17 protein-coding genes are annotated in these 17,290 nt (G+C 63.5%); 8 read left to right on the top strand and 9 right to left on the bottom strand.

Going from position 1 to position 17,290, the window contains the following annotated elements; translation table 11 throughout:
• Positions 1–35 precede the first annotated feature (35 nt).
• The 6 genes from Q7T45_RS22130 (at position 36) to Q7T45_RS22155 (ending at position 5,846) form a co-directional block, all read left to right on the top strand.
• Positions 36–275 carry a hypothetical protein gene (locus tag Q7T45_RS22130; RefSeq protein WP_304873609.1) on the top strand — a complete coding sequence of 80 codons (240 nt, stop codon included), beginning with the start codon at positions 36–38 and terminating at the stop codon, positions 273–275.
• 250 nt (positions 276–525) lie between these two features.
• Positions 526–2,910 (top strand): TonB-dependent siderophore receptor, encoded by a 2,385-nt coding sequence (locus tag Q7T45_RS22135; protein WP_304873588.1) that lies wholly within the window; start codon positions 526–528, stop codon positions 2,908–2,910.
• 6 nt (positions 2,911–2,916) lie between these two features.
• Positions 2,917–3,606 (top strand): Fe2+-dependent dioxygenase, encoded by a 690-nt coding sequence (locus Q7T45_RS22140; RefSeq protein WP_304873590.1) that lies wholly within the window; start codon positions 2,917–2,919, stop codon positions 3,604–3,606.
• On the top strand, positions 3,603–4,550 hold the full coding sequence (exbB, locus tag Q7T45_RS22145) for a tonB-system energizer ExbB (RefSeq protein WP_370691338.1): 948 nt from the start codon (positions 3,603–3,605) through the stop codon (positions 4,548–4,550). Before Q7T45_RS22140 ends, exbB begins: the two co-directional genes overlap by 4 nt.
• A 3-nt stretch (positions 4,551–4,553) precedes the next feature.
• A complete protein-coding gene (gene exbD, locus Q7T45_RS22150; protein ID WP_304873591.1) occupies positions 4,554–5,033 on the top strand; it encodes a TonB system transport protein ExbD in 480 nt (159 codons plus the stop codon).
• Positions 5,034–5,051: 18 nt separating this feature from the next.
• On the top strand, positions 5,052–5,846 hold the full coding sequence (locus Q7T45_RS22155; protein WP_304873592.1) for an energy transducer TonB: 795 nt from the start codon (positions 5,052–5,054) through the stop codon (positions 5,844–5,846).
• Between the two features lie 1,096 nt (positions 5,847–6,942).
• Here the strand turns inward: Q7T45_RS22155 and Q7T45_RS22160 are convergent.
• From Q7T45_RS22160 to Q7T45_RS22175, 4 genes are all read right to left on the bottom strand, one after another.
• Positions 6,943–8,166 carry an ABC transporter substrate-binding protein gene (locus tag Q7T45_RS22160; RefSeq protein ID WP_304873593.1) on the bottom strand — a complete coding sequence of 408 codons (1,224 nt, stop codon included), beginning with the start codon at positions 8,164–8,166 and terminating at the stop codon, positions 6,943–6,945.
• Between the two features lie 159 nt (positions 8,167–8,325).
• Positions 8,326–8,736, bottom strand: a complete 411-nt coding sequence (locus Q7T45_RS22165; protein ID WP_304873594.1) for a hypothetical protein — start codon at positions 8,734–8,736, stop codon at positions 8,326–8,328.
• Between the two features lie 56 nt (positions 8,737–8,792).
• Entirely contained in the window at positions 8,793–9,479 is a 687-nt protein-coding gene (locus Q7T45_RS22170) for a site-2 protease family protein (RefSeq protein WP_304873596.1), read from the bottom strand.
• Positions 9,480–9,496: 17 nt separating this feature from the next.
• Positions 9,497–10,402 (bottom strand): LysR family transcriptional regulator, encoded by a 906-nt coding sequence (locus Q7T45_RS22175; protein WP_304873597.1) that lies wholly within the window; start codon positions 10,400–10,402, stop codon positions 9,497–9,499.
• Positions 10,403–10,495: 93 nt separating this feature from the next.
• Between Q7T45_RS22175 and Q7T45_RS22180 the strand changes: the two genes are divergently transcribed.
• Entirely contained in the window at positions 10,496–11,395 is a 900-nt protein-coding gene (locus tag Q7T45_RS22180) for a DMT family transporter (protein ID WP_304873598.1), read from the top strand.
• A 14-nt stretch (positions 11,396–11,409) separates the two neighbouring features.
• Here Q7T45_RS22180 and Q7T45_RS22185 read toward each other — a convergent pair whose 3' ends face one another.
• The 5 genes from Q7T45_RS22185 to Q7T45_RS22205 form a co-directional block, all read right to left on the bottom strand.
• On the bottom strand, positions 11,410–11,802 hold the full coding sequence (locus Q7T45_RS22185) for a GFA family protein (RefSeq protein WP_304873599.1): 393 nt from the start codon (positions 11,800–11,802) through the stop codon (positions 11,410–11,412).
• A 129-nt stretch (positions 11,803–11,931) separates the two neighbouring features.
• Positions 11,932–12,678 carry an SDR family NAD(P)-dependent oxidoreductase gene (locus Q7T45_RS22190; RefSeq protein ID WP_304873600.1) on the bottom strand — a complete coding sequence of 249 codons (747 nt, stop codon included), beginning with the start codon at positions 12,676–12,678 and terminating at the stop codon, positions 11,932–11,934.
• A gap of 157 nt (positions 12,679–12,835) precedes the next feature.
• Complete coding sequence (locus Q7T45_RS22195) at positions 12,836–13,567, bottom strand: SDR family oxidoreductase (protein ID WP_304873601.1); 732 nt, start codon at positions 13,565–13,567, stop codon at positions 12,836–12,838.
• Positions 13,568–13,747: 180 nt separating this feature from the next.
• Positions 13,748–15,556, bottom strand: coding sequence for an IlvD/Edd family dehydratase (locus Q7T45_RS22200; protein WP_304873602.1), 1,809 nt, complete (start codon positions 15,554–15,556; stop codon positions 13,748–13,750).
• A 182-nt stretch (positions 15,557–15,738) separates the two neighbouring features.
• A complete protein-coding gene (locus Q7T45_RS22205; RefSeq protein ID WP_304873603.1) occupies positions 15,739–16,770 on the bottom strand; it encodes a LacI family DNA-binding transcriptional regulator in 1,032 nt (343 codons plus the stop codon).
• Between the two features lie 182 nt (positions 16,771–16,952).
• Between Q7T45_RS22205 and Q7T45_RS22210 the strand changes: the two genes are divergently transcribed.
• Positions 16,953–17,290 (top strand): ABC transporter ATP-binding protein (locus Q7T45_RS22210; protein ID WP_304873605.1); only part of this gene is annotated, 338 nt, incomplete at its 3' end.

A 17,290-nucleotide genomic window follows, 5' to 3' on the forward strand; every position in this document is an offset into this window, starting at 1 on the left:
GGGTCGCGAGCAGCGCAGCCAACCGGAGTTTCATGATGGACGAATTGAACGGACGCATGATGGCTTGCCAGATCCTGATCACGGGCTTGATCGCACGCGTCGCCAACACCACGCCCGATCCGTTGCGGTTTCTCACCGACTTTCGCGACGAAATCAGAGCGGTGGTGCGGGGCGTCAATATTGCAGGAATGGACAACAGCGATCGCGTGCGGCTCGTCGCGCAGCAGACCGTCGACGAATTGTTTTCGCTGATGAAGCCGCCGAGCGTCGATTGAGCGCGCCAGTTAATGAGCGCAGAAATGCTTTATTTGCAGGCATTTTCGTCATTCACTTTAGAACGCTTCGAACTACAGTTTAGAACCGTTTGAAACCCGTGATTTAGAATCGTTTTGATCTGGAAGCATTCAACCATCCGGCTGCCGTAATCGCATTGACCCCAAATTTTTCGATCGATACCACACATCCGGGACAGTTCGTCGCATCAGGGGCGATGCGAACGAACTGAAATTCAGTCAGGGGCGTGGGATGAACAGAGCAAAAGCACCGAGATCGTTGCGTTCGATCGCAGCAGTCAACTCGGTCGGTGATCGAAACGACAACAATTCCGCGAGGAAGGTTTCCGCGGTCGCCGGCCTGATGGCGGTGGCCTCGTTCTCCGGCGCCGAAGCGCAGCAGTCCAACCTCCCGCCGGTGACGGTCGATGCCCCGGTTGCTCGCCCGCGTCCGGCGGCGACGAGGCCGTCGCCCGATGCGCTGCGCGCCCGTACCGCGCTGCGCCGCGCCGCGCGGCGCGCGCAGCCGGCGCAGGTGACGGCGGTGCCCTTTCCCAACGCCGGCGGTCTGGCGGCCGACCGCAATCCCTATGCCGACGCGGCGGCGCCGTACAAGGTCGACCGGCTGTCGGGCACACGGTTCACCGAACCGCTGTTGAACACGCCCAAGACCATCACGGTTCTCAGCAAGGAGATTCTCGACGACAAGAATGCGACCTCGCTGCGGGACGTCGCGCGCTCGACGGCTGGCATCAAGCTGGGTACTGGCGAGGGCGGCAATGCGTTCGGGGACCGGTTCTTCATCCGCGGTTTCGACGCCCGTAACGACGTGTTCATCGACGGCATCCGGGATCCCGCCGTCAGCATTCGCGAAAATTTCTTCACCGAACAGATCGAAATCCTGCGTGGGCCAGCATCGTCCTTCGCCGGACGCGGCACCGCGGGCGGCGCCATCAACATCGTCACCAAGCAGGCCACCGACCGGAATTTCAGCAAGGCCGAGACCACTTTCGGGACCGATGCGACCAAGCGGGTGACGCTCGATGTCAACCAGGTCATCAGCCCGACCCTGGCGATGCGCTTTGGCGGCCTCTATCAGGACGCCAACGTTGCCGGGCGCAATTATGTGACCGACGATCGCTGGGGAGGACTCGCCGCCGTCAAGTGGACGCCCATCGACGCCATCAAGGTCACGGCCAATTACGTGCACACCGATCTCAACGGGCTGCCGGATTTCGGCGTGCCCTATAACCGCGCGCTGCGCGCGCCGTCGACCGACGTCAACGTCCCCAGGGAAACCTATTACGGGTTTCTCAACCGCGACTTCCAGAAGGCGAAGCAGGATTTCGGCACGATCACCACCGAAGTCCAGATCGCTCCGTTCCTGACGCTGACCAACAGGTCGCGCGCGGAACGCTCGGTTCTCGACTATATAGGCACGCTGCCGAGCAATCCGACCGCGACGACCGTCAACCTCGCATCGCAAAGCCGCTACCAGGTCACCGACGTGCTGGCCAATGTCAGCGACGCGACCTTCAAATTCGACACCGGACCGGTCAAGCACACGCTGGTTGCCGGCGCCGAGTTCTCCCAGGAAAAGGTCATGCGCGATACCTATGCGGGCCTGACCGCCGAACTTTTCGGCTTCCAGCAGGGCAACAGCATCGTGGTGCCGCTGCTTGCGCCGCCCAATTTTCAGCCGTTCGCGGTCAAGCCGCAACGCGCCAACAATGCGACCAACATCACGGTGGACACCAAGGCGGTTTATCTGATCGAGACCGCGAATTTTCAGGACATCGTCATCCTGAACGGCGGCGCGCGTTTCGACGATTACAACATCGGCGGCTCCAACGCGACCGGCGGCACCACGGCCAATCACTCGGGCATGTTCAACTACAATGTCGGCGGCGTCGTGAAGCCGCTGCCCTATGCGAGCCTCTATGCCGCCTATGCGACTTCCTCGAACCCCGCCGGTGCGGAGCTCGACGCCGGCAGCGCCGCCTATGGCGGGTCGGTCTTCAACTCGCTGCCGTTCCAGGCGTTGTCTCCGGAGCAGAACAAGGCCAGCGAGGTCGGGACCAAGTGGGAACTGTTCGACCGTCATCTGTTGGTGACCGGCGCGTTGTTCGAGACGGTCAAGACCAATGCCCGGGAGACCCAGGGCGCCAATATCATCGCCGGCGCATCGTATCGCGTCCGCGGCATCGACCTCGAGGTCGCCGGCAAGATCACCGACAAATGGAGCATCTTCGGCGGCCTGGTCCTGATGGAGTCGCGGGTCCTGCAATCGATCGAGGCGGCCCAGATCGGGGCGCAACTGGCCAACATCGCGCATCAGTCGTTCAACCTGCTCACCAAGTACAAGGTCACCGACCCCTGGGAAATCGGCGGCCAGGCGACCTATGCATCGAAGATCTATGGCGGGACCTTCGGCGCCATCAACGGCAATGTGCTGCCGTCGCACTGGCGTTTCGATGCCTTCACCGAATACAAGCTCAACAGCAACATCAAGGCCAAGCTTTCCGTCAACAACATCTTCGACACCGTCTATTACGACGCGTTCTATCGCAGCAACACGCCCTTCGTCTTCATCGCGCCCGGCCGGTCGGTATGGATGACTCTCACCGGCACGCTGTGAGTCGAGATGCTGATTTGCGTTCCCGGAGTGCTGAGCAAGGATGATGTGGCGGAGTTTCGCCGCATCATGGACGGCTGCGCATGGGAAGACGGCCGCTCCACCGCCGGCGCGCAATCGGCGCTGGTGAAGAGCAACGAGCAGCTGCCGCCCGACGGCGAGGTTTCCCGAAAACTCGGCAACCGCATCCTCTCGGTCCTGACCGCCAACCCGCGCTTCATCTCGGCCGCGATTCCGCTGCAGATCTTTCCGCCGCTGTTCAACCGCTACGCCGCCGCCGACGGGCATCATTTCGGCATTCACGTCGACAACGCCGTGCGCGGCGATCGCCTGACCGGCCTGCGGATCCGGACCGATCTGTCGGTGACGCTGTTTCTCGCCGAACCGGACGAGTATGACGGTGGCGAACTGGTGGTGGAAGACCTCTACGGTTCCCACGAGGTCAAGCTGCCGGCCGGCGATCTCGTGCTCTATCCGGCTTCCAGCCTGCACATGGTCACGCCGGTCACACGGGGTAGGCGGGTTGCGTCTTTTTTCTGGCTGCAGAGCATGGTACGAGATGCCCATGCCCGCAGCCTGATCTTCGACCTCGACTGCGCAATTCAGAGCCTTTGCGAGCGACTTGGGCGAGACGACCCTGAAACGGTCAAATTGACCGGTATCTATCACAACCTTATTCGCCACTGGGCTGAAGTATGAAGATGTTCCCCTCTCGAACGGCATGGGTCGTGACCTTCGCACTGGCGATGGCGTCGCTGCCGTCGCTCTGTCAGGCGCAGCAGAAGGCGGCGCCTTCGGCTCCACAGGCGCCCGCGCTGTCGCAGCCGCCGGTTGCTCCGGCGCAGGCCACGCCTCCAGCGCAAGCGCCCACGCCCGCCGCGGCCGCTCCATCCGCGCCCGCTGTGGCCGACGCCATTCCCGCCGAGAGCAAATTGCTGAAGCCGATTGCCGCGGCGCCCGATATGTCGCCGTGGTCGATGTTCCAGTCGGCGGATGTGCTGGTCAAGGCCGTCATGATCGGGCTGGCTTTCGCCTCGCTTGTCACCTGGACCATCTTCATCGCCAAGATGATCGAGATGTCGCTGGCCCGGCGCAGGCTGCGCAGGGCGCTCGGCAAGATCGGCGAAGCGCGGTCGCTGGCCGAGGCGCAGTTTGCGCTCGGCGCCAAGGACGGCGTGTTGCCGTCGCTGCTGGGAGCCGCCATGCGCGAGGCGCGGTTGTCGGCGGGAATTTCCAGCGACGCCGGCATCAAGGAGCGGGCGGCATCCAGTTTCGCCGAGATCGTGCGCGCTGAAGCCCGCCGGATCCGGCTCGGCATGGGACTGCTCGCCACCATCGGCGCCACCTCGCCGTTCGTCGGGCTGTTCGGCACCGTCTGGGGAATCATGAACAGTTTTATCGGCATCTCGAAATCGCAGACCACCAATCTCGCGGTGGTCGCCCCAGGGATCGCCGAGGCGCTGCTCGCCACCGCGCTCGGCCTGGTCGCGGCGATCCCCGCGGTGATCATCTACAATCACTTCGCGCGCGTGACCAAGGGCTACCTCGAACTGGTCAGCCGTGCCTCGGGCGCCTCGGCGCGCTTGTTGTCGCGCGATCTCGACCGCACCCACGGCACCAGCCACTCCCGCGCGGCGGAGTAGCCAATGGCGGTCTCGCTCTCCGACACCGACCTCGACGACGACAATGATTTCGCGGAAAGCCACGAGATCAACGTCACGCCCTTCATCGACGTCATCCTGGTTCTGCTGATCATCTTCATGGTGGCGGCGCCGCTGTCGACCGTCGACCTGCCGATCGATCTGCCGACCTCGACCGCGACGCCGCAGAAGAAGCCGGACAAGCCGACCTATGTCAGCATCAAGCCCGACCTCGCGGTGGCGATCGGCGAGACCCTGGTCAAGCGGGTAGATCTGGTGCGCTCGCTCGATGCGATGGCGGATGCGAGCAAGGATCGTTTCATCTTTTTGCGCGCCGATCGCGCGGTGCCCTATGGCGAGCTGATGGATGTGCTGGAACTGCTGCGCGCCGGCGGCTATTCCAGGATCAAGCTGGTGGCGCTGGAGGGCGTTCCCGGCAACGCCGCTGCTCCCGACAACGCTGCTCCCGGCAACCCGAAACCCTGACGCGGGGACGACGTCGAGATGTCCGACCTCGAAACCGAACCGAAACCCTCGAGACGGCTGTGGGCCTTCGCCGCAGCGGCGGCGCTCGCGCTGCATCTCGGCTGCGGCGCGCTGGCGATCGCGCATTTGCGGGAAGCGGAATCCGACGATGCGCTCGGCGCCAATGCGATCGAGGTCGGCATCGAATTCGCGTCGGTGCGCCGCGAGGTCACCGACCTGCCGCCGGGGCCGGACGCCGATGCGTCGGTGGCATCGCCGGCGCTGGCCGAGCAGCAAGCCGAGGTCAAGGAGACCGAGCTGCCGAAGGACATCCCGACCGAGCCGGAGGAGGCCGACCGGCTGGTGACGCCGAACGAGTCGAACAAGCCGAAGGAAGAGGACACCAAGATCGCCGCGGTGCAGACCCAGGCCTCCACCGAGTCGGTGGCCTCGGAGGCCACGGCGACGCCGAGTTCCGAAGCGATCCCGGAAGGACCGCGCTCGGTCGCGCCCGCGCTCGGCAGCGGCGAGACCGCGCGGCGGATGCGCGCGACCTGGCAGAAGCAGCTGGTCGCCCATCTCGACAAGCACAAGCGCTATCCGGCGCAGCGCGCGCAGAAGAGCGCGGAGATCATGGTCTCGTTCGCGCTCGACCGCATGGGCCGTGTGCTCTCGGCCAGCATCGTCAAGGGATCGGGCGATGCCGCCTTCGACGAAGCGGCGCTGGCGATGCTGAAGCGCTCCGACCCGGTGCCGCAGCCGCCACCGCTGGTCGCCGACGAGGGCCTGAATTTCACCCTGCCGGTGATTTTCCGGGTCAAGGGCAAGAGCTGACGGGCAGGGTGGCAATACGCACCATCGGCCCACAGCGCATGCCGGCGCGGCAGGACTGGATTTACGACTGGCGGGCCGTGAGGGATGGGGGACGGGCTCTCCGAGCGTCGTCCCTGCGAACGCAGGGACCCATAAGCCCGGTCGTCTGTTATTGCAGAAGGTATCTAACAACGGCGCCTCACCGATACGCCGCGGCGTATGGGACCCTGCGTTCGCAGGGACGACGGATGAGGGATTTCGTTTTCAAACTAAAGATACGTGTTCGCGATCTCGCGGCGCGATGCGTCCGAGCTTTGCGTCGATTGCCACCCTCCGAAACAAAGAGGGCGCAGGGAAAGCCGGGTGCGCGCTGCACCCGCGGTCTCGTGTGCAAATGCACGAGTAAAAAACGCACACGAGCATACAGGTCCAGCGGAGGCATCCGGCTTTCCCTGCGCAATGGTTTACGGCTTATACGTGATCTCCCCGGCGATCGGCTTTCTTGCCACCGTCACCTGCGGGACTGACCGCAGGCTTGACACCAGCACCGAGGTGTCGGGACCACACGACTTCGCCATCCGCATCAGGCGCCCTCGTCAGGAGCACCCTCTGCGTCCACCGCATCCCCGCCCCGCGTTCGTGACGTTCGCGAAACGCCCCTCTTGATGGGGCGGGATGGCTAAGCTTATAGACCGGCTTCCACTTCTGGAAAACAGAAATATTTTTACGCGAGGGGCTTGACTTTGTATTTCCGATAAGCAGAAGTGATTTGCCCGTCGGGTGGATTTGTTGAATTGGTTCAACAAATTCGTCTTTTAGCGCAGGCTTGTTCATCAAAAAATGTTTTGGGAAGGACGTGGATGGAGGCTCCGGAATCGACTCGACGACTCGTAGGATGGGTTGAGCGACCGCATCCGCCGAAGCCCAATCCGGCGAACGTGCGAGCGAAACCCATCGAGCCCGTAGGGCGGGTTAGCGCAGCGTAACCCGCCGATGGCGGCAAGATGGCGGATTACGCTACGCTAATCCGCCCTACGGTCTGCGCAACCCCAAAACAAAGATGCCCGGCGATTGCTCGCCGGGCATCCTGTGCGCTTAACGCCGCAGCGTCAGTCGTTTACTTCTTCACCAGCGGACAGACGCTCTTGTCGAGCGGAATGAACGCTTCTTCCGCCGGGATGGTGGCGACCAGCTTGTAGTAGTCCCAGGGCGCCTTCGATTCCGAGGGCTTCTTGACCTCGAACAGATAGGCCGGGTGGATCTTGCGGCCGTCGGCGCGGATCGAGCCCTTGCCGAACAGATCGTCGTCGGTCGGCATTTCCTTCATCTTGGCGACCACGGCGCGGCCGTCATGCGGGTTGCCGCCGAGCGCTTCCAGCGCCTTGAAGTAATGGATCAGCGAGGAATAGACGCCGGCCTGCACCATGGTCGGCGGACCCTTCTTGTGCTTCTCGTTGAAGCGTTTTGTAAACGCGCGGGTCTTGTCGTTGGCGTCCCAGTAGAACGTCTCGGTGAAGTTCAGGCCCTGCGCCACCTTGAGGCCGAGCGCGTGAACGTCGGTGATGAACAGCAGCATGCCCGCGAGCTTCTGGCCGCCGGCGACGATGCCGAATTCCGCCGCCTGCTTGATCGAGTTGGTGGTGTCGCCGCCGGCATTGGCGAGACCGATGATCTTGGCCTTGGTGCTTTGCGCCTGCAGCAGGAAGGAGGAGAAGTCGGCGTTGTTGAGCGGATGCCGGACGGTGCCGAGCACCTTGCCTCCATTGGCGGTGACCACCGCCGCGGTATCGCGCTCCAGCGCGTGACCGAAGGCGTAATCCGCGGTCAGGAAGAACCAGCTGTCGCCGCCGGATTTCACCAGCGCCTTGCCGGTGCCGTTGGCGAGCATCCAGGTGTCGTAGACCCAGTGCACCGTGTTCGGCGAACACTGCGCGCCGGTGAGGTCCGACGAGGCCGAACCGGAGTTCAGGTTGACGACGTTCTTGTCCTTGGCGAGGTTGGAGATCGCAAGGCCGACGCCGGAACTGGCGAGATCGACGAACACGTCGACCTTGTCGACATCGATCCACTGCTTGCCGATGTTGACGCCGACGTCGGGCTTGTTCTGATGGTCGGCCGAGATCAGGTCGATCTTCCAGCCCTTGGCCAGCAGCCCGGAATCCTCGATCGCCATCTGGGCTGCGGCCGAGGAGCCGGGACCGCCGATATCGGCGTAGAGGCCGGACTGGTCGCCGAGGCTGCCGACCTTGACGACCTTATCGAGCTTGGCTTGCGCGAACGCACTGCCTGACAACACCAGGCTCGTGGTCAGCACCAGGGCGGCCATCGATCGTTTCTTCATTATTCCTCCAAAAGATGTTTTGAAATTCACGCGAGATGATCAGCGCGAGCGCGCATTATGGCGCGCATTTCGCCGGCCGCATAGCGGCGTGCGAAAACAGCGCCGCGCGCCTTGCGAATATTTCGTGTCGCGGAGAATTGGCGCCGTCAACCTGCCGCCTCAGCGCCAGAAATAGCGGACGCCGACATAGACGATGACGAGGCAGATGAAAATCAGCGCCACGGGAAGCCGGGGCTTGGAAGGTGGACCGCCGGCGGTTTTGGCCGGCTTCGGCGCCGGCCGCTTGAAGGCGGTGACGTTGTCCGCCACCGGGCCCGATCCGTTCAATTGGGCCTTGACGTCGGGCGCAGCACCAGCCCCGCCCATTTCGCCATAGTAGCTGCGGTAAATCAGGTGGATGGTAGCCTCCGAGGCTTCGGGTTCCGCCATCTTCTCGAGCAGGGTTTTATAGCCGGCCAGGAAGTTCTGGGCTTCCGCGGGCAGGGAAGAGGTGCCGTTCAACTTGGCCAGCATCTTCCAGGTCGCAAAGTCCGCGCGCGCCCTGGTGTCGGCACGTCGCGCAATCAGCATATCGGCAGCTTTAATCAAATTGGCCTCAGGCCTCGTCGGCATCTATCGGGCTTAGACTACATATTGCCGGTCAATACGAGAAGTAAACGGATCACATACCCGGTCGATGTCCGCACTAGCGCCGAAATAACATCAAGATTTAGACCGAACTGGGAACCGGCGAGCGGCAGAACGATCAGAATCCCGATCAAAATCAGCATGCCCCAGGGTTCCAGCCGGGACAGCGGGTAGGCCAGCACGTTCGGCAGCAGCCCGACCGCGACCCGGCCGCCGTCCAGCGGCGGAATCGGCAGCATATTGAAGACCGCCAGCAGCACATTGATGATCAGCGCGTTTTTGAGGTTGTCGGCCAGCCATTTGGCGGCGTCGGCGGGGGCCAAAGGCAGGGCATGGAACGCCAGCGCCGCCAGCAGGGCCAGAGCGATATTGACGGCGGGGCCTGCCAGCGCCACCCAGACCATGCCGAGCCGGGGGTTGTTCAGATTGCGGAAATTCACCGGCACCGGCCTGGCATAGCCGAACAGGAACGGGGCGTGGGACAACAGCAGGATCCCCGGCAGCAGCACGGTGCCGAAGGGATCGATGTGCCTGAAGGGATTGAAGCTGACGCGGCCGAGGTCATACGCGGTATTGTCGCCGAGCCGGCGCGCGGCAAAGGCGTGCGCGGCCTCGTGAAAGGTGATGGCGATGATCAGCGGCAGGACCCAGACCGAGATGTCGTAAAGCGAGATGTTTGAAAACAATGATCTGTCCACCCGGTTCAAGCAACGCCAGCGACGCTACCAGTTGTTCGTCTCAACGACACCTCGTCGCGACGCTTCGAGATGCCGGTGCGCAAATGATCGGCGAGGAGCGCGCCTGCGGGTGATAGGTGAGTGGCGCGATGCAGGCAAATGTCGGCGGCCGGCAGTTGCGGCATGCCCTCATGATCCGACAGCAGGCGCAATTTCGCCGGAAAGGTACCGGCCTTCACCACAGTCACCGCCAGCCCCTGCGCCGCGACCGCCTCCACGGCGGCAAGGCTGTGGCTGACGAAAGCCAGCCGCCAGGGACGCCTGGCGGCGTCGAGCGCGTCGATCGCCCATTTCCGGAATAGACAGCCCTGCGGATAAAGCGCCACCGGCAGCGGCTCCTGCCGTTCGACCGCGTGCGACGCGCCGGTCGCCCATACCGCCTGTTCGCGGCGCAGGAATTCGCCATCGCCGCGTCCTTCAGGATGCATGGCGATGACGAGGTCGTAAGCCTCACCGAGCCTCGCCGGCATGGAGGAGGTGAGGCCGGTTTCCATCTCGACATGGATGTGCGGATAGGCTGCGAGGAAACTTGCCAGCAACGGCGGGACGACGCAGGTGCCGTAATCGTCCATCACGCCCAGTCGCACCACGCCTTCGACCTTGCGCTCGGCGAGCTTGCCAACGGCTTCTTCGTTGAGGGCGAGAATCCGCCGCGCATATCCCAGCAGACCTTCTCCCGCCGCGCTCAAATCAACACTCGCCTTGCTGCGGTTGAACAACTCGGCGCCGAGGCGATCTTCCAGGCGCCTGATCTGCATGCTCACGGCCGATTGGGTCCGGTTCAGCATGGCGGCCGCACGGGTGAAGGAACGGTGGTCCGCCACCGCGACGAACGCCCGCAACAGGTCGGGATCGAGGTCAATTTCGTTCATCACGATCCGTTATATTTAGCATCATATAAATTCCATATGTTGATATGTAGACCTGCGGTATCCTCGCGCGCAAGCCGGAAAAGTGAGGATCGTATGGGCGAGGGGTGGGGTGTGCTGGCGGCGGTGCTGTCGAGCGCGCTTGGCGGGACCTCGATCGGGGCCACCCGCTATCTGGTCAATGCGATGGATTCGCTTGCCATCGGCTCCTTCCGGTTCGGCATCGGTTTCGTCTTGTTGTTCCCGGTGGCCGTTCTGCAGGCAGGCCGCTGGCCCGCGCGCCGGGAGTGGCCCGCGGTGGCCGGTCTGGGTGTGCTGTTCTTCACCGTGTTCCCGTTGCTTTTCAACGCCTCCCTGATCTTCACCACGGCAGCGCGCGGGGCGCTCGCTCTGTCGACCCTTCCGCTGCTGACGATGGTGGTTGGTGCTGCGCTCGGCAGCGAAGCGCTGACGGCGCGCAAGACCCTCGGCGTCGTGATCGCGATGCTCGGCGTCGCGCTCGCGCTGCTGTCGGGGCTGACCTCGGCGCCAGCGGGCGCGTGGCGCGGCGATCTCTTGATGGTCGGCGCCGCCCTCTGCATGGCGTTCTACAGCATCTGGTCCAAGCCATTTATCGCCCGCTCCGGTCCGATTCGCTTCACCACGATGGCGATGGGCGTGGGCGCGGTTTGCCTGATCGTGTTGGCATGCTGGCGCGGCAGTTTCGCGCCGGTTGCCGATTTCGGAATGCCGCAATGGCTGGCGGCGGGCTATCTCGGCGCCTTCGGCAGCGCGCTCACCTTCTATCTATGGGCGTTCGCGCTGGCGCGCACGACGCCGACCCGCGTCGCGATATCCGTCACCGTCAATCCGGTCGCCGCGTCTCTGGTCGGCGCGCTATTGCTGGACGAACCGCTGAGCTGGAACCTGGTCGGCGGCATCGTGACGGTCTTCGCCGGCATCTGGATCGCGACCACGTCAGGCCGATGGCCGCGACCCGCAACGCAGCAACCTTAGAACGGAGCACCCGTTTATGGCGGCACGGTCCGCTGATGTTGCGGCAGCCCGTCGTCAAGTTTCACCCAGCCGATTTTTTCCGAAACCCAGATGTGTTCGGTCGGTGCAAAGGCGTCGGGGTTGTCGAACGTCGCGAGCGCGACGCCGTCCGCCGTTCCGTTGCGGCGCCGGGTAAACAGCCTCGTGCCGCAGACCCCGCAGAACACCCGGTCGATCGCTTCCGACGAGGCATAGCGCGCGGTCTCGCCTGTCACCGACAGCGCGCCTTGCGGAAACAGCGCGCGGGCATAGAACGGCGAGCCCATCGCCTTCTGGCAGTTGCGGCAGTGGCAGATCCGGACGTTGAGCGGCTCGCCCTCGCACCGGAACCTGACCGCGCCGCACAGGCAGCCGCCTTCGTGTGTCATCGCATCCTCACCGACCTCATCCTGAGGAGCGGCGTCTTCGCCGCGTCTCGAAGGATGAGACATACGGGCTCTCATGGTTCGAGACGCCGCGCGAAGATGCGCGGCTCCTCACCATGAGGACCCATCAAACTAATACGTCGCGCGGCCGCCGGAAATATCGAACACTGCGCCCGTCGAGAATGCGCAATCTTCCGAGGCCAGCCACGCCACCATTGCCGCGAGTTCTTCCACCAGCACAAAGCGTCCCTTCGGAATCTTCGACAGCATGAAGTCGATGTGCTGCTGCGTCATCTGGTCAAAGATCGCGGTCCTGGCCGCCGCCGGGGTCACCGCGTTGACCAGGATGTCATGCTGCGCCAGTTCCTTGCCGAGCGATTTTGTCAATGCGATCAGGCCGGCCTTGGAAGCCGAGTAGTGCGCGGCGTTGGGGTTGCCTTCCTTGCCGGCGATCGAGGCGATGTTGACGATGCGGCCATAGCCTTGCTTGATCATGACAGGCGCGATCGCCTTGCAGCAGATGAACGGGCCGTCGAGATTGATGCGCAGCACCTTGCGCCATTCCTCGAGGTCGGTGTCCCATACCGTCTTGTTGATGCCGGCGATGCCGGCATTGTTGACGAGGATGTCGATCTTGCCGAGCGCCGCCAGCGTGGCGTCGCGCGCCGTTTCGACCGCGGCGAGATCGGAGACGTCGACCTTGATCGCAATGACGGCCGGGCCGATTTCCTTTGCGGTCTTCTCGGCAAACGGCAGGTCATGGTCCCAGATCGCGACCCTGGCGCCGGAGGCGACAAACCGTTCGGTGATGGCGCGGCCAAAACCCTGCGCGCCGCCGGTGACGACGGCGGTGCGGCCGTTGAGATCGATCTTGTTCATGGAAGTGTCCTTTCACTGTTGATCCTCATGGTGAGGAGCGCGCCCTTGCTTGCGCGCGTCTCGAACCATGAAAGCCCGGCTCTCTCATCCTTCGAGACGCGGCCGAAGAGGCCGCTCCTCCCGAGCAAGCGCGAATGCGCTTGTCCGGGGATGAGGTTCAAAGCATGTAGCCGCCGTCGACGACGAGGTCGACGCCGGTGGTGAAGGCGCTTTCGTCGCTGGCCAGATACACGGCGGTGGCGGCGATTTCTTCCGCGGTGCCGAGCCGGCCCATCTTCTGGCGGGCAACGAATTTTTCCCGGCCGTCCGGGCCGGCCGCGGCGGCGCGTTGCAGCATCGAGGGCGTTTCGACGGTACCGGGGCAGATGCTGTTGCAGCGGATGCCCTGGGTGATGAAGTCGGACGCCACCGCGCGCGTCAGCAGCGAGACCGCGGCCTTGGATGCACTGTAGACATAGCGGTTGGCCGGCGGCCGCAGCGCCGCGCAGGACGAGATGTTGACGATGCTGCCGCCGCCACCCGCGATCATCGCCGGCAGGAACGCCTTGATGGTCCGGTGCATCGACTTGACGTTGAGGTCGAACGAAAAGTCCCAGTCTTCGTCCGAGCAGTCGAGGATGGTGCCGTGGTGCACGAAGCCGGCGGCATTGAGCAGGACGTCGATCTTGCCGATCCGTTTGGCAAATGCGTTGACATCGGCGGTGTTGCGAACGTCGAGCCGCGTGGTTTCGGCGATGCCTTCCCGGGCCAGCGTGGCGAGGCCTTTCTCGTCGATATCGGTGGCGATCACCGTGGCGCCCTCGCGCGCGAATGCGATGGCGCAGGCGCGTCCGATGCCCGCGGCCGCTGCGGTGACAACGGCGCGCTTTCCCTTCAGGCGGTCTGACATCTTTTCTCCTGTGGCGGTTTTCTCTGCGCCTTCAACGAGTCGTCCCCGCGAACGCGGGGACCCATACGCCGCGGCGTCTCGTTTGGGCAGTGTTGTTAGAGGCCTTTTTCATCTGCGAGGCCGGTGGCTATGGGTCCCTGCGCCCGTGCGCAATTGCGCACTAGGCAGGGACGACGATTTCTAATGATTATCCCGCGCCGTGCCGATGGTGCCGGCGATGTCGTGGTAGCGGGTCGCGAGCTCCATGCAGGCGCCGGTGGATTGCTGGCCGACCGTGCTGCGATAAAGTTCCTGCCACGGCGTCTGGTTGGCGGGATATTTGAAACCGCCATCGGCTTTCAGCTTGGCGTGGCGCGCTTTCACTTCCTCATCGGAGATCAGGATATTGGCGCTGCCCTTGTTGAGGTCGATGCGCACCCTGTCGCCGGTCTTGAGGATCGCAAGCCCGCCATTGGCGGCGGCTTCCGGCGTGGCGTTGAGGATCGACGGCGAGCCCGAGGTGCCGGACTGCCGGCCGTCGCCGATGCAGGGCAGGGACAGGATGCCGCGTTTGATCAAGGCCGCCGGTGGCTGCATGTTCACCACCTCGGCGCCGCCGGGATAGCCGATCGGCCCGGTGCCGCGCACGAACAGGATGCAGTGCTCGTCGATGTTGAGCGAGGCGTCGTCGATGCGGTGATGATAATCCTCCGGGCCCTCGAACACGATGGCGCGGCCCTCGAAGGCGTTGAGGTCTTTCGGGTTGATCAGATAGCGGTCGCGGAACTCCTTCGAGATGACGCTGGTCTTCATGATCGCGGAATCAAACAGATTGCCGCGCAAGACCAGGAATCCGGCGTCCTTCACCAGCGGCTTGTCGTAGGTCCAGATCACGTCGCCATCGGGCTTCGGCGCCTCGCGGCAATTGTCGCCCATGGTGTGGCCGTTGACGGTGAGCGCGTCTTCGTGGATGCGCTTGTGCGCCATCAATTCGCGCACCACCGAGGGCACGCCGCCGGCGCGGTGATATTCCTCGCCGAGATAGAAGCCGGCCGGCTGCATGTTCACCAGCAGCGGTACGTCATGGCCGTATTTCTGCCAGTCGTCGATCGACAGGTCGACGCCGATATGGCGGGCCAGCGCATTGATATGGATCGGCGCGTTGGTCGAACCGCCGATCGCCGAATTGACCACGATGCAGTTTTCGAACGCCTTGCGGGTCAAGATGTCGGACGGCTTCAGATCTTCCCAGACCATGCCGACGATGCGCACGCCGGTCTCGTAGGCGATCTGGCCGCGCTCGCGGTAGGGGGCGGGGATCGCGGCACAACCCGGCAGCGACATGCCGAGCGCTTCCGCCAGCGAATTCATGGTCGAGGCGGTGCCCATGGTGTTGCAATGGCCGACCGACGGCGCCGACGAGGCCACGATGTTCATGAACTCCCCGTAGTCGATATCGCCTGCGGCCAGCTCCTCGCGGGCCTTCCAGACCACGGTGCCGGAGCCGGTGCGCAGGCCCTTGTGCCAGCCGTTCAGCATCGGGCCGCCCGACAGCACGATCGCCGGCATGTTGACGGTGGCCGCCGCCATCAGGCAGGCGGGGGTGGTCTTGTCGCAGCCGGTGGTCAGCACCACGCCGTCGAGCGGATAGCCGAACAAGAGTTCGACCAGCCCGAGATAGGCGAGGTTGCGGTCCAGTGCGGCGGTCGGGCGCTTGCCGGTTTCCTGGATCGGATGCACCGGGAATTCCATCGCGATGCCGCCGGCGGCGCGGATGCCCTCGCGGACCCGGTGCGCCAGTTCCAGATGATGGCGGTTGCACGGCGACAAATCGTTGCCGGTCTGGGCGATGCCGATGATCGGCTTGCCGGATTGCAGCTCGTGCCGGGTCAGGCCGTAATTGAGATAGCGCTCGAGATAGAGCGCGGTCATCCCCGGATTATGCGGGTTGTTGAACCATTCGCTGGAGCGAAGCTTGCGCCTGGTGACGCCGGTAAGCGGCTTGTTCATTGTTGTTTCCCCGCATTCAACTTCTTTGGCACTTCTTGTCGCGTGAGCCTAACGCGCGAAATGCGTGTTCTGCAAACCCGGGCTGGTCCCGGGTCGCTGGTCTGGTGATCCAGTATTAGCCCCGCGCAAAAGGTAGCGCTACCATTTTTTACTACGATGATTTGATCGATGCCGTCAGGCGATCAGGCGCGCCGCGGCAAGGAGCTTTCGCGGACCATGAGCTGGAAACCGAGGTCGACGACCGGTTCCGGTGGGCGATTACCGTCGATCGCCGCCAACACCATGGTGACGGCACTGCGGCCCATTTCGTAGCGGTTGGTCCGCACGCTGGTCAAAGGAGGGACGGCGGAAGCCATGAACTCCAGATCATTGAAGCCGACGATCGCCATATCCTCAGGCACGGACAAATGCCGGCGCTGGCATTCGAACAGCACGCCGAGGGCAAGGTCGTCGTTGCCGCAGAACACCGCGTCGGTATCGGGGGCTTTCGACAACAGGTCGGCCAGCAGCGATCCGCCGAGCGTGATGGAGGTCGGTACCGGGGTCGTCACGATCAGGCGCGGATCGAATAGCGAGGCGGCCTTCATGGCATCGCGGTAGCCCCCGAACCGTCGCTGCACCCGCGGATCCATTTGCGCGCCGACAAACCCGATGCGCTGATAACCTTGTGGGATCAGGTGGGAAACTGCTGCAAATGCAGCGTCATAGTGCGAAAACCCCACCATCATGTCGACCGGGTCGGGGCCGACTTCCATGATCTGGGCGATCGGGCAATTCATCGCCTCCATCACCGCGCGGGATTCCGCGGTCTGATCGATGCCGGTCACGATCAGTCCGGCCGGCTTCTGGGCCTGGAACAGGCGCAGCAGCTGCTCTTCCTGCAGGATCGAGTAGCGCGTGTTGGCGAGCTGGATGCTGTAGCGGCTGCCCTCCGAGGCATCGTAGATCCCGCGCAGCACGTCGGAGAACACGTTGTTGGTCAGCGAGGGAATGAGGACGCCGATCACCTCGGTGCGCTGCGAGGCCAGCGCGCGCGCCGCCAGGTTCGGAACATAGCCCAGTTCTTTCGCCGCACTCGCCACCCGTTCCCGTTTGCTTGGCGACAGCGCTTCCGGATTTCGAAAAAAACGCGATGCGGTGATGGGGCTCACCCCCGCCAATTTGGCGACTTCCGTGAGCCGGATTTCGCCAGACTTCGCTCGCTTCCGTTCCATGAGGCGGTCATATCACAACAATTCCGGCAGTTGAACAAACATTGACAGCGCTACCACCGGATTGCTAATGATCGTCGAATTGCGGACAATGCCCAGACAAGTTCAACTTCGGAACGACGGGGTTGAGAAACAGAGCAGCGACGGCTTCGCCGTACGGTGCCGTGAAACGTGGAGGGAAGTATATGTCGTCGGTGCAGATTCGCGACGTGCGCAAGTCGTTTGGGGGCTTTGAGGTCCTGCACGGCGTATCGATTCCGATCGAGGACGGCGCCTTCGTGGTGCTGGTCGGTCCCTCCGGCTGCGGCAAGTCGACCTTGCTGCGGATGCTTGCCGGACTCGAAAATATCACCTCCGGCACGATTTCGATCGGCGACAAGGTCGTCAACAATGTGCAGCCCAAAGAGCGCGACATCGCGATGGTGTTCCAGAATTATGCGCTCTATCCGCATATGACGGTCGCCGACAATATGGGATTTTCGCTGAAGCTGCGCGGCGCGAGCGCGGAAGAAATCTCCACCGG

It is taken from the genome of Bradyrhizobium sp., from assembly GCF_030646015.1.
Taxonomy (GTDB): domain Bacteria; phylum Pseudomonadota; class Alphaproteobacteria; order Rhizobiales; family Xanthobacteraceae; genus Bradyrhizobium.